A 19,088-nucleotide genomic window follows, 5' to 3' on the forward strand; every position below is an offset into this window, starting at 1 on the left:
AACAGTTCCGTCTCTTCATGAGAGGAGGCGGACTCGGTCCGCCCAATTCGGATCGAGAGTTAAATGGCGAAGCTTGCGCGAAGGTGGCTCAGAGCGGTTCAGCTTTTCATGGAAGCGCAGAACCGCTCTTAGCTTTTGTTTCCACGCAATCCCGGACGCAAAACCGCTGCGCACTTTTGCTGGAATTGCTCTAGAAACCGGACTGGATGCGCGAGAAGACCAGATTGGTGAAAATCGAGACCTGCGAGCCAACGAAGGGTGCGGTGACGCCGACGGTGATCAGCACCGCGACGATCTTCGGCACGAAGGTCAGTGTTGCTTCCTGCACCTGGGTCAGCGCCTGGATCAAGGCGATGATGAGACCCACCACCATCGCAGCGATGACGGCGGGACCGGCAGAAATCAGGACGGTCCAGATCGCAGCCTGGAACAGATCCAATGCATCAGCTTCATTCATCTGAAGGCAACCTCATATCGCCTTGAAGCAGCCCCGCCGAGGCCGAGCTGCTATGATTGGTGTCACCGACGCATCGGCGCCGTGCTATCAGGTATCGCTGCTGTCGCTGGTCGTGGTCGTCGTGGTCGGCGCCTTGTCAGCAACGGTGATTCCCGCCTGCACGAGTATCTTACCGCCATCCGTGGTCGTCGCAATGATGCCGTCGGAATAAACCTTGACGGATTCGATGGTGCCTTTGACGGTGCCGTCTGCGCTTTCCATGTATTTGCCGACGTAGCTGCTGGCCTGGGTGAGGCTCGAGCTTGACAGCAGCGTATCCAGCTTGGTGTTGGTCTGGATCGTCTGCTCGACCTGCGAGAAGCTTGCCAGCTGTGACATCTGCTCGCTGGCGTCGACCGGATCGGTCGGATCCTGGTTCTTCATCTGCGCGATGAGCAGCTGAAGGAAATTGTCGTAATTCAGCGTCGCTTTCTGCTGGGCGGAATTTGTCGTGCCTGTCGTACCCGTCGAGGTCACGCTTGATGTTGCATCTACCGCCATGGTGCAATCTCCCTGCGAATCTGCTCGACCATCGTCGGCGGCATTTCGTGGTTGTTGAGGATATTGTCTTCGATCGCGTAGAGGCCGCGGATCGCCTTCAACGCATCGAAAGCGCGGCCGGTCGAGACGAGCGCATCGATGCGCTTCAGCTCGGCGAGGATTTCCTCGTTTTTGAAGCAGGTGAGCAGCATGGTGATCGACTTGCGGAACATCGCCGTCGAGTGGTCCTTGCCCTCGGGATTGATGAGGATCATCTGCGCGATGAAATAGAGCTGGCGCAGCGGCGTGGTGGCGCCTTCCGGCTGGAGGACGTGGTTTTCGAGAAGGAAAGTCACATCATTCAGGAATTCCAGCGCGACCTTACGGTCGACACGCAGGACGGCGCCGTTGATGAAGATTCTTTCTCCGGCTTTCAGAGAAATGCGAAGTGTACTTTTCATTTAAGTCCATCCCTGATGATGGTGGTAACGTCGATGATGCCCTGATAGTTATTCGACAGACGTTTTCGGATCCTGTCGCATTCCTTCAATATCCAGATCGCGATCGAGATGAGGTTGGCCCTGAGCTCGATCTCCAGCTGGTTGTCGGGATGTTTCAAATCCTCGATGAAGCTGATCCACACCCGGCGCGTATAAAACAGGGCTTCGATGGCTTCCCGGCCGTATTTTTCCTTGTCGCGCGCCAACGACAGCAGATCTATGGACCGGTCAAGAACCTGCCATTCCCGCTCTTTCGCGTCGGCCACCGAGTCCTGCATGACTTCGGCATAAGAGAACTGATACATTCATGCATCCTTCTTAATCTTGCGCGCCTTTGCTCATCAAAGGTAGTTTACGAGACTCAACTGCTGGATCTTCGAGACGATCGTGTAAGCCGTTTCAAGCTGCGTTTCCAAAGTCTTGACGAGGGTCGAAGCCTCGTAGGGATCGACGCCCTGGAGATCGACGAGCTTGTTCTTGATGATATTCGACTGGGCGTCGAGGGCGTCGTTGGACTTCTTGACGCGCTCCTGGGAAAGGCCGAGCTGGCTTGCCTGCGTCACCAGGCCGCTGGTCGCCTTCGTCGTGTAGGTGATCGCCTGCTTCGACACAGTGCTCATCGCATCGCTGCTGAGGTTCTGGCCGAGCAGAGCCGAGGTCATCACCGAGGCGAGCGCCATGTAGCGCATGCCTTCGGAATTGGCGTTGGTCGAGGATTCGATCACTTCGGAATTGCTGATGCGGCTCGTCATGTTCTGGCTCGATGCCTGCGACCAGCCGGTCGTCGCATTGGTCCAGTTTGCCTGGCTGAACATCGGCTCCACCGTCCCCGTGATGAAGGTTTCCATCTCGGCGCCTGTGAGAGCGCTGACCGCCTTCGGCGGCGCGAGACCGGCTGCATAGTTGTTCAGCGCCGTAACGATGGCGGCGCTCGTCGCCGTCGTCTTGTCGGTCAGCGGCTGCACGTCGGTGTTGATGCCGGAGAACAGATATTCGCCGTTCACCATGGTATTGGCCGTGTCCATCATGGTGGACAGCGCGCTGGTCGCCGACTGGATGGCGACGGTGACGCTGCCGGGATCGTGGCTGCCCTGGAGCGCTGTCAGCTTCGAAACCAGGCCATCGCCGACGTCCTTCATTTTGGAAAGGCCGAGCTGCGAGGATTCCATGCGGGCAGTGACGAGCGAATTGCTTGCTTTGATCGAGTCGATCCGGTCGGTCTCGCGGGTGAAGTCGACGCTTCTCGCGGCATTGCCGCCGAGCGAGACGCCGATATCCGCATAGACACCCGTCGTTGCTTCCATCGTCGCCTTGGTCATCTGGTTCTGCCCCTGACGGATCGTCAGTCGCATCGCATTCTGAATGGCCGAACTTGAAATAAATGAGCTCTTCATGGCTTAACTCGCAATATCCAGCAATGACTTCAACATTTCGTCGACGGCGTTCAGGATCTTGGTCGCCGCCTTGTAGGACTGCTCTATGTCGAGGAGCAGCGTCAGCTCCTCGTCGAGGTTGACGCCGGTCTCATTGGAATAGGCTTCGTCGGAGCGCGACAGCGCCGCCGAGCTGTTTTCCGCCGCCGTCGTGGCGTTGCTGCGATACTGCTCGAGCCAACCGAGGGAATTGGTGGCGTATTCCATGATGCTGACGTTGGAATCGATGCCCGTCGTGGCGTCGAAACCGACGGCCGGTCCTGCCGCCGGATCGAAATCGATGTCGGACCCCAGCGCCGTATAGAGACGGTCGAGTTCAGTCGTATAGCCGCTGAGGTGGGTCGGATTGAGGACGAGGCCGTTGGCGTTGATGCCGCCATCGCGCAGGCGCATCGGATCGCCGCCCTGCGCGGTGATGACGGTGCTGCTGACGGTGATGGTCGAGGCCATGCCGGCAATCGCAGTGCCGCCGGTATCCACCGTGCCGCCGCTCCAGGTGAAGAGACCGGGCACATAGGCCGGGCCGGCCGCCGTGTTCTGCTCCTTGAAGAGCGAGACCAGGCCGCGGGCGACTTCGTCGAGCTGCTTCTGGAAGTTTGGAGCGATCTCGTCACGGACCTGGAGGAGCGCCTGCAGGCTTCCCTGCGCCGTCGTCGTCGATCCACTGCCGCGTGGCAGCGCCACACCGTCGATATAGACCGAATTGCCGGTTACCGTGGCGTTGTAAACATCCTGAGACTTGAACGTCACTTTGCGCGGGACCGTCTCGAAAAGGATCGTCCCATCGGAGGTGCTCAGCACCATGTCGTTGTTGTCGCGCGTCGTCGCGTTGACGCCGACGATCTGCGAAATCTGCTTGAGAGCCTTCTCGCGTTCATCGAGAGCGCCGGAGGCATCCGCCCCCGAGGCCGTGGCGGTCTTCACCGCGTTGTTGGCCTTTTCGAAGTCACTGAGCAGCGTATTCAGCTTATCGACGTCGGTGGCGATCTGCTTATCGGCGGTGGCGCGGACGTCCTGAACGGACTGCGAAGCATTGTTCAGCGAGTTGGCGACGTCCTGGGCGGCGGTGATGGCGCCCTGGGCGGCGACGGTGCTCCCCGGCGTCGTGCGGAAGGCCTGCAGCTTCTGCTGGAAAACACCGAGATAGGTGGATGGCGACGTTTCGTAGTCGTTGCCACCCATGATCGACTTGAGGTCTTCCAGACCGCCCAGCAATGCCTGCTGGGCGCTGTCCTGCGAGGAGGTCTTCAGATATTGGCGGAGCAGGGCATCTTCCTGTGCCCGGTCGATCTTGACGACCTGCGCGCCGTTCAAGGACGTGGTAAGCATCGCCTGCCGGCGCACGTAATCTTTATTGCCCGCATTCGAGATATTGTTCGATACGACACTGCTCTGCGTGCCGGTATTGTTGAATATGTTCTGTGCGGTATTAAGTGCGGATGTGAGCGACATAGCTTACCCGTTACCCTGCTTATCTCTTGAGGTTGACGAGGACGTCCATGATGTCGGAACCCGTCTGGAAGACCTTGGAATTGGCGGTATAGCTGCGCTGTGATTCGATCATCTCGGTCAGCTCGCCGGCGAGGTCGACGTTCGAACCTTCGAGAGCGCCCGACTTGATCGTGCCGAGGCCATTGGTCTGCGGGAAGCCGGTGACCGTGACGCCCGACTGGCCGTTGGCGCTGTAGACGTTGCCGCTCATCAGCGTCAGCTTGTCGGGGCTTGCCACGTTTGCCAGCGGAATACGGTAGAGCGGCTTGGTGCTGCCGTCTTCATATTTGGCATAGACGATGCCGTCGCCATCGATCGTGACATCCTTGACCGGGGTCGCCGCCTGGCCGTTCGGCGTTCCGGTACCGGCAAAGGCAGCGCCGAGCTGCGTCAGGCCGGAGAAATCCATGTTGATCGTCTGGCCGGTCACCGTGTCGGTGATCGGGACAGGGGCAGTCGAGGTCATCTTGCCGTTCGCGTCGAAGGTGAGCGTTCCGGTGCCGACTGCGCCACCGGCGGTGTAGGGGAAGGAGGTGGTGCCGCCAACCGCCGCGTTGGCGTTGCGGAACATCGCCACTTCCCAGGTGGCCGCAGTAGCGGGAGGTGCGGGCGGCGGCGCTGCCGCGACTGAGGCTTTCGTGAAGTAGAAGTCGTACATCACCTTGTTGCCAAGACGGTCGTAGGCGACCATCGAGACCTTCTTGGTATCGGTCGTCGGGGTGGCGGGGTTGGCGCTCGGCCGGCTCGCGGCGGCAACGACGTTGGCGTTGGAATCGAGGTTGCCTTTGAAGACACCGGAGGTCGAGGCGATGGCGGTCAGGCCATCCTGAGTAACGTTGACGGGAACGAGGCCGTCGAAGCCGTTGACGACGACAGCGGGAGAACCGGAGTCGTAGGAATAGCCCATCAGCTGGAAGCCGGCGGCGTTGACGAGATTGCCTTCATCGTCCTTCTGGAAATCGCCGGCGCGGGTCAGAACCGGCGTTCCGTCAGCGCCCTGGACGATGAAGAAGCCGTCGCCCGAGATCGCAAGATCGGTGGTGGACGTAGTGTAGGAGATGTCGCCCTGGTCGGAGACGGCCTGGCGCACTGAGCTCTGAACGCCACCGGAGTTGTAGTTGCCGCCCGAGGAAGGTAGAACCAGCGAAGAGAAGCTCGTCGACACGGCCTTGTAGCCGGAGGTATTCACGTTGGCGATATTATCGGCGACGGTGCTGAGGCGGTTCGCCTGTGCGTTCATGCCCGATACTGCCGTCTTCATGCTGCCGAAAATGCTCATCTGAAAACCTCGTTTTACCTGTTAAACTCGAGAGTATTTGTCGGGCCTTGCGTGAAGCTGTCTGTCATGGCGAACTGCGAGGCCAATATCGAGGTTCAGCCGGGCGCCGCCGCCCGGCTGAGGAAATCAGGCCCAATCGATGCAGTAACCAAGGAAGCGCTTGGAATCGACCGGGTCGACGCCGAGCTTCTTGCGCAGCTTCTTGCGCAGCTTCGAGATATGGCTTTCGACGACGTTCTCCTCGACCTCTTCATCGAAGATGCCGTAGATGGCGTTGAAGATCTGGGTTTTGGTGACCCGGCGACCGCGATTGGCGATCAGATATTCGAGGATGCGGCGCTCGCGCCGGGGAAGCGCGAAGACTTCGCCGTTGATCTCGGGGTCGCGACCATCCGAGAAAACGCGAATGCCGCCGATCTCGGTGTAGTTGGCAATCGCCTTCAGCCGGCGCCGGATCGCAGCCGCCCTTGCGAGAATTTCGCGCGGATGGACCGGTTTGCGCACAACGTCGTCGACGCCGCAATCAAACAGCGCAAGGGTGTTTTCGAGCGATGGCTGGTCGCTGACCGCAATCACCGGCGCCATCGACCGGTCCCGGATCGCCCGGGGGAGTTCGAGGCTGCGCTGGCCCTGACCGATCAGGAAGGCTTCAACAGCCGCTATATCGGAATCGGCAGCGGTCTGCACCCACTCACCGAATTCCGTCGGATCAAAGCCGGTAGAGGGAATGCCCTCACGGCCAAACAGAGATGTGTATCCATCTTTTACGAGCTCACGCTCATCAACCACGACGATCATTCGTCCGCCTCCGAATCAGTGTGGCACTTCGATGATCTATGGGTACGAATCGCACGAATCGGCGACAACTCGTTAAAGTTAATGGCAGAAACTAATAATTGATTAAGATCCGGGTAGCGATTTGATCTATATCTAGTGGGTCTGGCTGTTTATGCACACCAAAATTTCGTGGAAAAGTTAACAGTCCCTTAATTATGACTTGCGCAGGGGATTCGTGCCGGATTCCTGCCATATTGTGACACAGTTTCGTCACAATAGGCCACTTCCATTTTTGGTTGAATCAATTTCGGCAAAAGTTACTCGCATTGGGAGTCCACTTGCCATAGCCGGTAGCGACCAGATTGGCGATGACGCGGCAGACATATTGCTTCTGCGCGGGGTCATTGTTGGGACCGGCATGGTATCTGGCTACCGCCATCGTCCATGTATCGTGACGGTCATGCAGATTGCGGAGGAATTTTGCCGCATATTCGACGTTGCGATGCGGATCGAACATATCCTCGGCCGAGCCGAAATTTTCGCCGTGATAGTAGTGGTTGATCTGCATGCAGCCGATGTCGATGAGCTTGGCGCCGCTGCTGCGGGCGACATCGAACTGCCGCATGGCGTCCTGCTCGGAGGGCGGAAAGATCGCCTTGCCTTCGACGTTCATGGCATAGGGATAGAGCGAGCCCTTGCGGCCGGTCTCCGTCAGACCGACCGAATAGAGGATGCCTTCCGGGATGCCGTATTTGGCAGCGGCCGACTGGATTTCGCGTTCGCAGGCACCGGTGGAGGCTTTCGCCTCAGAGGTAAACGCCGCCAGTGCCGCCGTTGCGGCCAGCAGAAACGTCCTCAATACCGGTCTCGCCTGCACCATTGAAGCCTCCATCCGCCCGCTGTGCCGTCTGATTGTGGCGCTCACGCGCCTCGCCGCCCTGCCCCTGCTGGGGCAGCGACTGCTGCTGGGAGGCCTGGCTTTGGCTGCCCGCCTGATTGCCGGCGTCGCTGCGCTCGACCGGCGCCATGCTGATGGTGACGTTGTCGACGGCGTAGCCCTGGCTGCGCAGAGCTTCGAGAATCTTGCCGTGATCTTCCTTCATCTGACGATAGGCCGCGCCGGTTTCGACCTTGAGGTCGACGTTCAGGGCGTCGCCGGACAGGCGCATGGTCGCCGTCACCATGCCGAGATCGAGCGGGTTCATCTGGATCTTCAGCGTATTGACCACCTTGCCGGTGCTCGTCCATTCCGCCGCGTTGGAGAGCGCCGAGCTCGGTTCCATGGCGCGCGCCCATTCGGAATCGCCCGAAAGACCGGCGGTGACGGCGGCGGAATTCGAATTCTGCGCCAGGCCGATATAACGGCGTGATTCGAGAACCGAGATGTTTTCGACATCGGCCTTCTTCGCGCTGTCCTTGGGCCCGGCCTGATCGGTGCCGAGATGAACATCCATCGAAACGCCGCGGCCATCGGCGCGGCTGAGCCTGAACGTCCTGCCCTCAGTGGCTTCGGCATTCTCCGATCCGGGAATCTTGACGTCATCCGCCTTGCCGCTCTCGACGTTGCCGCTGACGGCCGCCAGGGCGTCGGACGCATGGCCGCCGGCCTTGGCTTCGATACCCTCGATCTTCTTGTCGGCCGGCTTCACATCATCGGCTTTGGCGGACGGATGGGCGCCTGCCGCCGCTGATAAGGCGATCGCGCCGTCGGCAGGATCCTGCTTCAGCAGGCCGAGGACATCGGAAATGCCGCCGTCGTCATCGTCGCTGTCCTTATCGGTTTCCAACGCGTCGGCTTTGGCATGCTTGCCGCCTTTGACTGCCTGAACGACCTCCTCGGCCGAGCGGTCTTTCGGGTCGAGCTTGCCCGAGGCGAGATCCGCCGGCATTTTGACCGCAGTTTTTGCGGGTTTTGCCGCAGCTTTTTCCGTAGTGGCGATGGCTTCCGGCTGCACTTCAGCCTGCGCCTTCAATGCGGCGTCGCTGAGATCGATCAACGGCTTTGCGCCGCTGCGGCTGCGGATCGTCCGCGCCATGTTCCCGGCGCCGGCATCGGCAACCGCGCCCTGCTGCGCCTCGTTGGCCTCGTCATTGGCATCCCCGCCGCTTGCCTTGGCAAGCGCATCGGAGAAACCGTTCCTTTGGCCGCCAGCATCGTCCTTGCCCATCGGCCGCGCAGATTTGGCAGCCGCGGCGGACTCCGCGCCGGCGGCGCCGCCCAAGACGCTCATATCCATCATTGTTCGTTGCCTTCCTGCGCCAGAAGACCGTCGATCTCGTCGAGCTTGGACCGATTGGTCGTCACAAATGCGTTGAATGAGGGGTCGGTATCCTGGCTCTGGCCAGTCGATGCCACACCTCCCGGAACAGGCTCGGGAAGCGCGCCTGGCGCTCCCGGTTGCGGAACTAGAGCCGCAGCCTTTTCAGAAGTGATTTCTTGATTGGAAGTGTTAGGGTTCGAGGCTTGCGTCAGGCTTGCCGGGTCGGGAGCGCGCAGGATCTGGTCGGCGACCGACCGCGCCGCTTCCTGCAGCGCCTGATCCCGCGGCGAAAGCGTGTCGCCGGCGATGCCGCTGACATTCTTCGCCGCCCGGTCGACATCCTCTGTGGTAAGGCCGGCCATGCCGCCATAGAAATCCGCCAGCGGACCGAAGGCATTGTCGGTGCCGGCGCCAAGCGACTGCACACGCTCGACCGCCATATGCGCCAGCTCCGTCTTGCCTGATATTGCGGCAGCGCGGGCGATGCGCAGATAGACCTCACGCTGGCGCGGCGCGTCCATGAAAGACAGGATGTCGATGACATCCTGCGGCTTGACGGCGTGATCGTGGCCGACGACGAGCGTCACGAAAAGATCGGCGAACTGGCTGGCATAGGGCGAATGCAGGAAACGCCTGACATAGCGCTGCGAATAGGCCATGCCCCTGTCGAGCATTCCCTTGTCGACACAGATGGCGACGGAGCGGCGCAACGCCGCTTCCTCGACGATCGTGCCGGGTGCTGCAAGGCGCGCCTGGTCGTAAAGATCCAGTGCGTCCGTCGGTTTCGTTGCGATCAGCACGTTGCCGCCGATCAAGGCGAGGTAAGGGCCGATCTTCTTGTCGCGGTATTCCCTGGCCGTCTCTTCCAGCGTCTTGGCGACGAGCAGTCCCTTGCCGCTCAGATATTTTCTGAGCACATCGGTGACCCGGTTGTCGAAATAGCCGTTGACGTCGTGGGCGATCAGATATTCCAGCGTCTGCGGATTGCCGCCGCTCATCGCGTAGATCAGCGCTGCATCGACATTGCGGTCGTCATCGAAGACCGACGTGTCGACGGTGCGCAGCCGCTCGTCGATCGTGCCCAGCATGAAGCGCTGCATCTCACCGGCCGAATGGTCGCCGGAGACGACGGAATCCTGCACGAACTGCAGCGACCGCAGCATCTTGTACGGCGCGAGATCGTCCGGATCCTGCGCCTTGCCTGCGACCGGCGACAGCATCGCCAGGCCGAGGGCTACAAATCCGACATAGCGATGCTGCCGACGCGCCATCCTGTTATCCTCGATCCGCCTGCACCAGAATCTCGATCCGGCGGTTGGTCGCGTTGAACGGGTCGTCCGGCAGCTTCAGCCGACGGTCGGCAAAGCCAGAGACCTGGGAGATGCGCTTCTCGTCGAGCCCGCCGCGCACAAGCATGTAGTAGGCGCTCTGAGCGCGATCCATCGAAAGCCGCCAGTTCTCGTTCTGCGCGCCCTTATACTGGCGTCCGTCCGTGTGGCCGCGGATGGCGACCGCGCCACCCCTCTCCTTCAGGATGGCGCCGATCTTTTCCATGGCGAGCACCATCTCCTGGCGCGGAACCGCGGACCCGATATTGAACATCGAATCGTCGCTCTGGTCGGAGATGCTGACCAGCAATCCGCCTTCGGATGCCGTCACGGTCAGGCCTTCGGCAAGCTTGCCGGCAACGCCGCCGATCTGCTGGGCGATCTGCTCCTGCAGCTGTTCGGCTTGCTTCTGCTGCTGCTCGGTCTCGGATGCGTTCTTGTCCGCATCCTTCTGATGAACGGCGTCCTTCTGCGCTTCGGCGTTCTTGTCGCCAGCCTTCTTGTCGCCGGACTTCTTGTCATCCGGCGCCTTGCCGTCCTTGGCCTCGGCCGCGCCCTTGGCTTCCTTGGTTTCCTGGGCAGCGGCCTTCTGATCGGTGGTCAGCGGTATCGGCTTCATGTCCTCTACCTTGGCGACCTCGGTTGTCCCACTCTCGGCCGCTTGCTCGTCGCTCTTGCCGGGAGGCGCGGACTTGCCGGCTGTCGTCACCTCGACCTGCTTCGTCCAGAAATCCGGATCGAAGGGATCACGATACGCCTCACCGCCATCGGCACCGGTGGCCGGGCCGGAATCGGCAGCACCACCATCGCCCTTGGCGCTGACATTGGCCTGCTGGCCGACTTCCTGGGCAATTTCGGCTAGAACCGAATAGGGATTTTCGAAGAAATCGGCCTCGGAATAATTGGTCTGGTCGCCTGAGGTCGATGTCTGGTCGTCACCATCAGCCGAGGCCTTACCGTCGTTCGGATTTTCTTCCTTCTGTTTCGACTTCTCCTGCTTCTCCTCGCCCTCGGCGTTGTCGACGGGCTTCTTCAGACCCTTTTCGGTCGGCTTTTCGTCGGAGAGCTTGATCGGATTGAAATAGGTCGCGACCGAGGCCTTGGTCTCCTCGTTGGCGGCATTGACCAGCCACATGACCAGGAAGAACGCCATCATCGCCGTCATGAAGTCGGCATAGGCAATTTTCCACGCACCGCCATGGGAGCCATCGTGATCACCGCCGCCATGTCTTTTGACGATGATGATCTCGTTCTTGCCGTGATGGTGGTTTTCGCCTTCGCTCATTCGAGAACTTTCTTCAAGCTGGCTGCCCAGGCGGACATGCGGGTGACGATGACGGATTCGCCGATTTCGACGGCAAGATCGATATCGTCAGTCTCAATGTGTCGAACGGCCCTGGCATGTTCGCCGAGTTCGGCCGTCAATCGTTCGAAAAGCCGGGTCGGCCCGCGGACGACGATCGGTCCGGCAGCACCCTCGAGGATCGCGTCGCGCAGCAGGACGGCGAGGCTTCCGGTGGCCCTGGCAGCGAGCGCTTCGGCCATAACGGGCGCGATCGCCGCGGCGGCGCCGGCACTGACCAGCTGCGCGACCTCTTCGGCGATATCGCGGATGCGGGAGGCAATGACCGCCGCCGCCTCGACTTCGTAGCGAAGCTTCAGCTCCTCGAGCTCACGCGCATGGACCTCGGCCACTGTCTGCGCGTCGGCTTCGTATTTCTCGGTCAGATCAGCCGTCGCTGCGGCATGACCTTGTGCATAGGCATCCCGGCGCTCCTGCTCGACGTCGATTGCCGGTTCGCTCGGCATTTCGGGAAAACCGTCGCCGCCGAAATCGTCCATCTCGATGATCGGCGCTGATGGTTCCGGTTTACCGAAATCCTTCAAATACCGGGAAAGCGTAATGCTCATAAAAAACCATCCAGTATTCGGGAGGCATGCAGCATGTTCACCCCCGCTCAAAACGACCTTGCGCGCCGGCATGCCGCTTCGAAACGGGCAAGGGCTTCACCTTGCGCCGGCACGAATTCAGACGATGCCTTCATGCCGGAAACTAGGAAGTCAAACTTGCGCGAGGATGAATGGCGCCGCCATCCGCGATCGCGCCCACCTTTATTCCAGCAGGATCAGAATCTTGCTCGACGCCGTATTGAGGATCGAAATCGCTTCGACGGCCATCTGCTTCTGGGTTTCGATCGCCTTCTGCCGGATCGAAGCCTCGTCCATGTCGGTATCGACGAGCGCACCGACGCTCTTGTCGATCGAATCGGAGAGATCGGCCGTATAGTCTATCTGATCGTCGATGCGCGTCTTCATCACGCCGATGGATGCGGCTGTCGTCGTCAGCGTGGCGAGCAGCGAGTCAGTCACGTCAAGCATGTCGGTAAGTTGCGCATCGGTCGTGGTATTGCTGATCGCAATTTCCGTCCCCGTCGCCGGCGTGGTCGAGTTGGCGTTCAGCAGGTAGTAGTTGCGCGCCGTCGCGCCGCTGTTGTTGATCGCATTGGCATCGACCGCCTTGGTCAACAGGCCGCCGCTGGCATTGTTCTTGTCGATGAGGATGGTCTGCGACGACGGGAAATCGATGGTTCGGGCCTGATATTCGCCGGTCGGGGCGCGCACGAAGCTTGAGATGACCGACCATGTCGGGGGCGCTGTGGTGTTGCCGTTCAGCAGCCAGTTCTCACCGGCAAACGAGGTCGATTCGACGATCGTCTGCAGCTGCTGCTTGTATTCGCCGATCTCGGCGTTGATCTTGTCCTTGTCTGTGCCCGGCTCTCTTGCCGCGACCAGCTTGGCGCGGATCTGGCCCATCAGATCGATCGCCGAATTCATCGCCGTATAGGTCGCGTCCACCTTGGCAGCCCCGAGACCGAGCGCATCACCGATCGTCCCGAGATTGGTGCTGTCCGAGCGCATGACGGTCGCGACCGACCAGTAGGACGCATCGTCGGCGGCCGTCTCGATACGGTATCCCGAGGACACCTGCTGCTGGGTCTGGCTGGCTTCTTTGTTGATGCTGCGCAGCACCGCAAGCGCATTCACCGCGGCCGCGCTGGTAATCTTAACGGTCATCGACAGGGTCTCGGAATAAGGTCAAGGGGCAGGCCGGAATGCCGGCGGCGACTGAAGTGGCGTCATGCCTCCGGCAGAGTCTCTACCGGCGTGTCGCAAAAGCAAATCAACTGAAAGCGAGGTTAACTCGATATCAACCAGTTGGGCAAGAGCGCGGCGCTGAACGTGCCGCACCGATCGTGATGGCAGGCAAGCTATTGATATAAAAGAAAGAACCGCGCCGTTTCGGGCGCGGTCCAGGAGGCTTTCTGCTTGCTGCCGGACGAAGGCGCAAGATTCGGTCCAGCTTCAGTGCCTGGTTTAGCTGCGGAACAGCGTGAGGATGTTCTGCGCGCTGGAGTTGGCGATCGACAGCGACTGGATCGCCAGCTGTTGCTGCGTCTGCAACGCCGTCAGCTTACTCGATTCCTCCTCCATGTCGGCATCGACGAGGCGGCCGACGCCCGAGTCGATCGAGTCGCTGAGCGCTCCGACGAAATTTTCCTGCAGTTCGATGCGCGTGGAAATCGAGCCGAGCTGCGATGCAGCCTTGGTCATCGCTTCCAGGCCCGCCTCGATCGACGTCAGGGCCATGGAGATCTCAACCGAGCCGAAGGTGCTGATGTCCATCGAGTAGATCGAGCCGATCGTGCCGTATGAGGTGCCGATAATGCCGGCGGCCGTGTCGATCGTGCCAGTCGAGGTCATGCCGAAGAGAACGTTGCCCGCGGAACTCGTGTCCAGGATGTAGTCCGTCGTCTTGACCGAGACATTGCCGTTGCCATCGCGCACGAAGGTGGAAACCACGCTCTTGGTGCCGTCGGCGCCGGCAACCCAGTTTTCACCGGAGAAGGAGGCCGATTGGGCGATGCTCAGGAGCTGCTGCTGCAGCTGGCCGATTTCTTCCTGGACTTTGGTCTTGTCGACGCCCTTTTCGGTCGCGGCGACGATCTTCGCCTTGATTTCGCTGATGACGTCGATGGCGCTGTCCATGGCGGAGTAAGCGGTGTCGACCTTGGCGGCGCCGAGGCCGAGAGCGTCGGAGACAGCGGAGAGCGCCTTGTTGTCCGAACGCATGGTCGTTGCGATCGACCAATAGGCGGCGTTGTCGGACGCTTTTTCGACGCGATAACCCGACGATACGCGGTTCTGCGTAGCCTCGAGGCCGTCATTGATTCCGCGGAGTGTCTGAAGAGCGGCCATCGCCGCAACGTTGGTCAAAATGCTGGTCATGAAATGATTGCCCCTTGTCGGCAGTTGATAAAAAGGGACATTCCGGAAAGCTACCGGGAACGGGGACCAGCCTCATGCCTGTTAACCGGTTCTTAAATCTGGTTAACCCGCCGTCTCGTTGACCTGAGAAAACAGCATTATGGTTAATCAACCGTTAACAGACATTAAAAAAGCCGCGCTCCATTGAAGCGCGGCTCGTTTCCGACGTGCCCGCCGGAGACCGGCGGGCCGATATTTCCGAGGGTTATTAGCCGCGGAACAGCGTGAGGATGGTCTGCGAAGAGGAGTTCGCAATCGACAGCGACTGGACGGCCAGCTGCTGCTGGGTCTGCAGAGCGCTGAGCTTGGAAGATTCTTCTTCCATGTCGGCGTCGACGAGACGGCCGACACCAGAGTCGATCGAGTCGCTGAGAGCCGAGACGAAGTTTTCCTGCAGTTCGATGCGCTTGGAGATCGAGCCGAGGGCAGCGCCGGCGCTGGTCATGGACTTCAGAGCCGCTTCGACGTTGGTCAGAGCCGACTGGATCTGGCCGAGGGTGAAGTTGGTGATGTCCATCGAGTAGACAGAACCGGTCGCACCATTCGACGTGCCGAGGATACCCGTGGAGGTTTCGACCGCGCCGCCGCTCATGCCGAACAGAACGTTGCCTGCGGAGCCGTCGTCGAGAACGTAGTCGGTCATCACGACCGATACGGCGTTGGAGCCGTCACGGACGAAGGAGGCAACGACGTTCTTGGTGCCGTCAGCGCCGGCAACCCAGTTTTCACCGGAGAAGGAAGCCGACTGAGCGACGCTCAGGAGCTGCTGCTGCAGCTGGCTGATTTCTTCCTGGACCTTGGCCTTGTCGACGCCGTTTTCAGTCGCGGCAACGAGCTTGGCCTTGATGTCGCCGACGACATCGATGGCACTGTCCATGGCGGAGTAAGCGGTGTCGACCTTGGCGGCGCCGAGGCCGAGAGCGTCGGAAACGGCGGAAAGTGCCTTGTTGTCCGAGCGCATGGTCGTTGCGATCGACCAATATGCCGCGTTGTCGGAAGCCTGGCCGACGCGATAGCCTGAGGAAACGTGAGCCTGGGTTGTCTGGAGACCCTGGTTGATGCCACGGAGAGTCTGGAGGGCTGCCATCGCAGCGTTATTGGTGTTGATGCTCGTCATAGTTTGTTTGCCCCTTGTTGGCAGATTTTAAAAAGGGACATTCCGGATTTTCGGCCGGCCCACAGCGATCAGCATCATGCCTGTTAACCATTCTCGTTAAGGTTAACTCGCCGTTTCGATGGGCCTAGAAAACAGCAAGATGGTTAAGGAAAGCTGAATTCAAAATGGAAATAGCGTAAAAATATCTGAGACTTAGAAGGATTTTTATTAACCTTATGTTAAAACATTTCGCGGCCGGGGATGACCCGGCCGCGAAACTAGAAAACCTTTGCCGACCGCTCTTAGCGGAAGAGCGACAGGATATTCTGCGAAGAGGAATTCGCGATCGACAGCGACTGGATCGCCAGCTGCTGCTGGGTCTGCAGGGCGCTGAGCTTGGAAGATTCTTCTTCCATGTTGGCGTCGACGAGACGGCCGACACCGGAGTCGATCGAGTCGCTGAGCGCTGACACGAATTCGTCCTGGCTGTCGATACGCTTGGAGAGCGAGCCGAGAGCAGCACCGGCGCTGGTCATGGACTTCAGAGCCGCTTCGACGTTGGTCAAGGCCGTCTGGATCTGGCCGGCGGTGAAGTTGGTGATGTCCATCGAGTAGACAGAACCGGTCGCACCATTCGAAGTACCGAGGATACCCGTGGAGGTTTCGACCGAGCCGTTGCTCATGCCGAACAGAACGTTGCCTGCGGAGCCGTCGTCGAGAACGTAGTCGGTCGTGGTGACCGAAACGGCGTTGGAGCCGTCACGGACGAAGGACGAAACGACGCTCTTGGTGCCGTCAGCGCCGGCAACCCAGTTTTCACCGTTGAAGGAAGCCGACTGAGCGATGCTCTTCAGTTGCTCCTGCAGCTGGCTGATTTCTTCCTGGACCTTGGCCTTGTCGACGCCGTTTTCAGTGGCGGCAACCAGCTTGGCCTTGATGTCGCCGACGACGTCGATGGCGCTGTCCATGGCGGTGTAAGCGGTGTCGACCTTGGCAGCACCCATGCCAAGAGCGTCGGAAACGGCGGAAAGTGCCTTGTTGTCCGAGCGCATGGTCGTTGCGATCGACCAATATGCCGCGTTGTCAGATGCCTTGCCGACACGATAGCCGGACGAAACGTGAGCCTGGGTTGACTGGAGACCCTGGTTGACGTTGCGCAGCGTCTGGAGAGCGGCCTGTGCGGAAGTGTTGGTGTTAATGCTTGTCATAAATCTGTCCCCTGGAAACTAGATACAAAAAGGAGGACATACCGGACTAAGTACCGGCGATGACGGACCAGCTTCATGCTACTCGGCGCCTTTTTTTGTTTGGCCCAAACCCGTCATGTCCAGGGCAATCTCGCAGCCAATGCTTGCCAACTTCTTAAAAATGGAGGTGCCGTTCCGGCTCCTTACATCGCATAGTTAATGCCGGCTGAATCTATTCCTTCGCATGCTAACATACGGGGAAAGAAACCGTTTTCTCTCATGAAAGTAAGCGTCTTCATGAGGCGCACCGGTTTCAAGCAAGCTTCACATGACAATGTGGCAGGCGCCGGGATAGCATCATCGGATTCGATCCACCCGTTTTCAGGCTGGACGGCTCGTGCGTGTCTCGGCGATCGACAGCCATGCCAGAACATTTCCTTCACGGAGTTGGGTTTTGAACAGCAAAGTTTCGTTCTCTGCGGCATCCAGAGATTACCAGGCGGGCCGCTACACACAGTCCTTGGCGACGCTCAACCAGCTCATGGATATCCAGCAGGACGCCAAGACCTACGCGCTGCTGGCCAAGAACCTCCTGCAGCTCGGCTTCAAGGCCGATGCCGCGAAAGCCTATGGCCTGGCCGGCAACTGCGAAGGGCCGAATGCCTACGAATACCAGAAACAGGCTGCCAAGCTGCATTATGAGATCGGCAACGAGGATGATGCTCTGCTGATCGCCATGCGAAACCTCGCCAAGGCGCAGGACGACGCGGAACTCGCCTTCATCATAACCGCGATCTATCTGAAGCGGCAGCAGCGGGATATCATTCGCCCGTTCAAGACGGTGCTGTCACAGAGTGCCAATCCCGATCATATGCGCCTGGCTGCCCTGCTGCTGAGCGACGATCTGAACGACGCAACCAACCAGAGCCTCTCGCGCAACCTCTTCAAGCGGTTTCCCGGCAATCACGCATTCCGCTTCCTGCATCTGGTTTTCGCGCGCGAATTCAACGATTTCGAAGAGGCCAGCAAACATCAGGCAGTGATCGACGCGACCCTGGCGAGGGGCGATATCGAGATCCTGCGCAAGGACAACCCGTTCTATCATCTGCACTGGTGCGGCAACGAGGATTTCAACCGGCATGCGACAATCGGCACCACCCCCCTCAACCCGGAACGGGTAGCCGTCCGCCGCAACCAGCCGCACACATGGTCGAACAAGATCCGGATTGGTTACATGTCGTCGGACTTCTGGGATCGCCATGCGACCATGAAGCTGTTGCAGCGCATCCTGGAACTGCACGACAAGGACCGGTTCGAGGTGACGCTGTTCTGCCATACCGGTCCGGAATACCTGAAGCACAACGTGACCGACCGCAGCCGCTGGGGCCGGATCGTCGACGTTCACGGCTTCTCCGACCAGGCGGTGCTGGCAGTGGTGCGCGAGCACAATATCGACATCATGGTCGACCTGAAGGGCCACACCTCCGGCAGCCGCGCGACGGTGTTCAACCAGCCGCTGGCACCGGTCCATGTCGGCTGGCTCGGTTTCCCCGGCAGCACGGTCAATATCGATCTCGACTATGTTATCGGCGACCATTCGGTATTGCCCGAGGTGGCCAAGCCCTTCTACCATGAGAAATTCTGCCGGCTGCCGGAAAGCTATCAGCCGAACGACCCGATGCACCGCCCGAAGCCGCGCCCCGTCACCCGCGAGCAGCTGGGTCTGCCGGAAGAGGCCTTCATCTTCGCCTCGTTCAACGGCAACCGCAAGATCACGCCGGAGACCATCGACAGCTGGTGCCGCATTCTCAAGCGGGCGCCGAACAGCGTGCTCTGGCTGATGGCGAACACGCCGCGCAACCAGGCGAACCTGTTGAAGCAGTTCCAGACGGCGGGCATTTCGCCCAAGCGGATCATTTTCTGCCCGCGCGCGCCCTACGAACAACATATCGACCGTCAGCAGGCTGCCGACCTCGGCATCGACACCTTCCCGGTCAACGGCCACACGACCACCTCGGAGCAGCTCTGGGGCGGCCTGCCGGTCCTGACCGTCAAGGGCACCAACTTCGCCTCACGCGTCAGCGAGAGCCTGCTACGGGCCATCGACCTGCCCGACCTCGTCGCAAGCGACCTGCAGGCCTACGAGGATCTGGCCGTGGAGCTGGCGCAGAATCCCGGACGGATCGCCGAATACAAGGCGCACTTGAAAGAGAAGCGTTATATCGCGCCGCTCTTCGACGCCGAACGCTTCTGCAATCATCTGGAGCAGGCCTACGAAATCATGGCCGAGCGCGCCAAACAGCGTCTCGAACCCGAGCACGTGGACATCGCGGCGCTGCCGCCGCGCACGGCGCCGTTCGCCGCCGAGTGAGCTTTTCAATCGTCAAGAAAACCCCGCCGGAGCGATCCGGCGGGGTTTTCTCGTTGGCGAACA

The 19,088-nt window shown here is 60.1% G+C and carries 18 protein-coding genes; 1 reads left to right on the top strand and 17 read right to left on the bottom strand.

Features of this window, described 5'->3' with window-relative positions; genetic code table 11:
* Window positions 1–190 precede the first annotated feature (190 nt).
* The 17 genes from fliQ to AF337_RS17610 form a co-directional block, all read right to left on the bottom strand.
* Window positions 191–457, bottom strand: coding sequence for a flagellar biosynthesis protein FliQ (gene fliQ / locus AF337_RS17530; RefSeq protein ID WP_003588518.1), 267 nt, complete (start codon window positions 455–457; stop codon window positions 191–193).
* An 87-nt stretch (window positions 458–544) separates the two neighbouring features.
* Window positions 545–997 (bottom strand): flagellar hook assembly protein FlgD, encoded by a 453-nt coding sequence (gene flgD / locus AF337_RS17535; RefSeq protein WP_049733068.1) that lies wholly within the window; start codon window positions 995–997, stop codon window positions 545–547.
* Window positions 988–1,437, bottom strand: a complete 450-nt coding sequence (gene flbT / locus AF337_RS17540) for a flagellar biosynthesis repressor FlbT (RefSeq protein ID WP_003570292.1) — start codon at window positions 1,435–1,437, stop codon at window positions 988–990. Before flbT ends, flgD begins: the two co-directional genes overlap by 10 nt.
* Entirely contained in the window at window positions 1,434–1,781 is a 348-nt protein-coding gene (gene flaF / locus AF337_RS17545; protein ID WP_003570294.1) for a flagellar biosynthesis regulator FlaF, read from the bottom strand. Before flaF ends, flbT begins: the two co-directional genes overlap by 4 nt.
* 36 nt (window positions 1,782–1,817) lie before the next feature.
* The gene (locus tag AF337_RS17550) at window positions 1,818–2,870 is read right to left on the bottom strand and encodes a flagellar hook-associated family protein (protein WP_049733069.1); all 1,053 of its coding nucleotides are present in this window, start codon (window positions 2,868–2,870) and stop codon (window positions 1,818–1,820) included.
* A gap of 3 nt (window positions 2,871–2,873) precedes the next feature.
* Window positions 2,874–4,361 (bottom strand): flagellar hook-associated protein FlgK, encoded by a 1,488-nt coding sequence (gene flgK / locus AF337_RS17555; RefSeq protein ID WP_049733070.1) that lies wholly within the window; start codon window positions 4,359–4,361, stop codon window positions 2,874–2,876.
* Between the two features lie 19 nt (window positions 4,362–4,380).
* Window positions 4,381–5,679, bottom strand: coding sequence for a flagellar hook protein FlgE (locus tag AF337_RS17560; protein ID WP_049733071.1), 1,299 nt, complete (start codon window positions 5,677–5,679; stop codon window positions 4,381–4,383).
* Between the two features lie 126 nt (window positions 5,680–5,805).
* Window positions 5,806–6,477, bottom strand: coding sequence for a transcriptional activator Rem (rem, locus tag AF337_RS17565; RefSeq protein WP_049733072.1), 672 nt, complete (start codon window positions 6,475–6,477; stop codon window positions 5,806–5,808).
* Between the two features lie 280 nt (window positions 6,478–6,757).
* Window positions 6,758–7,315 (bottom strand): lytic transglycosylase domain-containing protein, encoded by a 558-nt coding sequence (locus AF337_RS17570; protein ID WP_049733073.1) that lies wholly within the window; start codon window positions 7,313–7,315, stop codon window positions 6,758–6,760.
* A complete protein-coding gene (fliK, locus tag AF337_RS17575; protein WP_049733074.1) occupies window positions 7,263–8,696 on the bottom strand; it encodes a flagellar hook-length control protein FliK in 1,434 nt (477 codons plus the stop codon). Before fliK ends, AF337_RS17570 begins: the two co-directional genes overlap by 53 nt.
* The gene (gene motC / locus AF337_RS17580) at window positions 8,693–9,988 is read right to left on the bottom strand and encodes a chemotaxis protein MotC (RefSeq protein ID WP_049733075.1); all 1,296 of its coding nucleotides are present in this window, start codon (window positions 9,986–9,988) and stop codon (window positions 8,693–8,695) included. The genes fliK and motC overlap by 4 nt, the downstream gene beginning before the upstream one ends.
* 4 nt (window positions 9,989–9,992) lie before the next feature.
* Window positions 9,993–11,330, bottom strand: coding sequence for a MotB family protein (locus AF337_RS17585; protein WP_049733076.1), 1,338 nt, complete (start codon window positions 11,328–11,330; stop codon window positions 9,993–9,995).
* A complete protein-coding gene (locus tag AF337_RS17590; protein WP_049733077.1) occupies window positions 11,327–11,956 on the bottom strand; it encodes a hypothetical protein in 630 nt (209 codons plus the stop codon). The genes AF337_RS17585 and AF337_RS17590 overlap by 4 nt, the downstream gene beginning before the upstream one ends.
* 201 nt (window positions 11,957–12,157) lie before the next feature.
* Window positions 12,158–13,120 carry a flagellin N-terminal helical domain-containing protein gene (locus AF337_RS17595; protein ID WP_049733078.1) on the bottom strand — a complete coding sequence of 321 codons (963 nt, stop codon included), beginning with the start codon at window positions 13,118–13,120 and terminating at the stop codon, window positions 12,158–12,160.
* Between the two features lie 300 nt (window positions 13,121–13,420).
* Window positions 13,421–14,332 carry a flagellin N-terminal helical domain-containing protein gene (locus tag AF337_RS17600; protein ID WP_049733079.1) on the bottom strand — a complete coding sequence of 304 codons (912 nt, stop codon included), beginning with the start codon at window positions 14,330–14,332 and terminating at the stop codon, window positions 13,421–13,423.
* Between the two features lie 247 nt (window positions 14,333–14,579).
* A complete protein-coding gene (locus AF337_RS17605; RefSeq protein ID WP_049733080.1) occupies window positions 14,580–15,488 on the bottom strand; it encodes a flagellin N-terminal helical domain-containing protein in 909 nt (302 codons plus the stop codon).
* Window positions 15,489–15,769: 281 nt separating this feature from the next.
* Complete coding sequence (locus tag AF337_RS17610) at window positions 15,770–16,675, bottom strand: flagellin N-terminal helical domain-containing protein (RefSeq protein WP_049733081.1); 906 nt, start codon at window positions 16,673–16,675, stop codon at window positions 15,770–15,772.
* A gap of 376 nt (window positions 16,676–17,051) precedes the next feature.
* On the opposite strand from AF337_RS17610, the gene AF337_RS17615 reads away from it, so the two are divergent.
* Window positions 17,052–19,025, top strand: coding sequence for an O-linked N-acetylglucosamine transferase, SPINDLY family protein (locus AF337_RS17615; protein ID WP_049733082.1), 1,974 nt, complete (start codon window positions 17,052–17,054; stop codon window positions 19,023–19,025).
* Window positions 19,026–19,088 lie beyond the last annotated feature (63 nt).

Origin of the sequence: Rhizobium ecuadorense (assembly GCF_001187535.1) — a bacterium.
Taxonomy (GTDB): Bacteria; Pseudomonadota; Alphaproteobacteria; order Rhizobiales; family Rhizobiaceae; genus Rhizobium; species Rhizobium ecuadorense.

Excerpts from the sequence above, each read along its gene's own strand:
- fliQ (WP_003588518.1), bottom strand. The coding sequence starts at position 457 with ATGAATGAAGCTGATGCATTGGATCTGTTCCAGGCTGCGATCTGGACC.
- flgD (WP_049733068.1), bottom strand. The coding sequence starts at position 997 with ATGGCGGTAGATGCAACATCAAGCGTGACCTCGACGGGTACGACAGGC.
- flbT (WP_003570292.1), bottom strand. The coding sequence starts at position 1,437 with ATGAAAAGTACACTTCGCATTTCTCTGAAAGCCGGAGAAAGAATCTTC.
- flaF (WP_003570294.1), bottom strand. The coding sequence starts at position 1,781 with ATGTATCAGTTCTCTTATGCCGAAGTCATGCAGGACTCGGTGGCCGAC.
- AF337_RS17550 (WP_049733069.1), bottom strand. The coding sequence starts at position 2,870 with ATGAAGAGCTCATTTATTTCAAGTTCGGCCATTCAGAATGCGATGCGA.
- flgK (WP_049733070.1), bottom strand. The coding sequence starts at position 4,361 with ATGTCGCTCACATCCGCACTTAATACCGCACAGAACATATTCAACAAT.
- AF337_RS17560 (WP_049733071.1), bottom strand. The coding sequence starts at position 5,679 with ATGAGCATTTTCGGCAGCATGAAGACGGCAGTATCGGGCATGAACGCA.
- rem (WP_049733072.1), bottom strand. The coding sequence starts at position 6,477 with ATGATCGTCGTGGTTGATGAGCGTGAGCTCGTAAAAGATGGATACACA.
- fliK (WP_049733074.1), bottom strand. The coding sequence starts at position 8,696 with ATGATGGATATGAGCGTCTTGGGCGGCGCCGCCGGCGCGGAGTCCGCC.
- motC (WP_049733075.1), bottom strand. The coding sequence starts at position 9,988 with ATGGCGCGTCGGCAGCATCGCTATGTCGGATTTGTAGCCCTCGGCCTG.
- AF337_RS17585 (WP_049733076.1), bottom strand. The coding sequence starts at position 11,330 with ATGAGCGAAGGCGAAAACCACCATCACGGCAAGAACGAGATCATCATC.
- AF337_RS17590 (WP_049733077.1), bottom strand. The coding sequence starts at position 11,956 with ATGAGCATTACGCTTTCCCGGTATTTGAAGGATTTCGGTAAACCGGAA.
- AF337_RS17595 (WP_049733078.1), bottom strand. The coding sequence starts at position 13,120 with ATGACCGTTAAGATTACCAGCGCGGCCGCGGTGAATGCGCTTGCGGTG.
- AF337_RS17600 (WP_049733079.1), bottom strand. The coding sequence starts at position 14,332 with ATGACCAGCATTTTGACCAACGTTGCGGCGATGGCCGCTCTTCAGACA.
- AF337_RS17605 (WP_049733080.1), bottom strand. The coding sequence starts at position 15,488 with ATGACGAGCATCAACACCAATAACGCTGCGATGGCAGCCCTCCAGACT.
- AF337_RS17610 (WP_049733081.1), bottom strand. The coding sequence starts at position 16,675 with ATGACAAGCATTAACACCAACACTTCCGCACAGGCCGCTCTCCAGACG.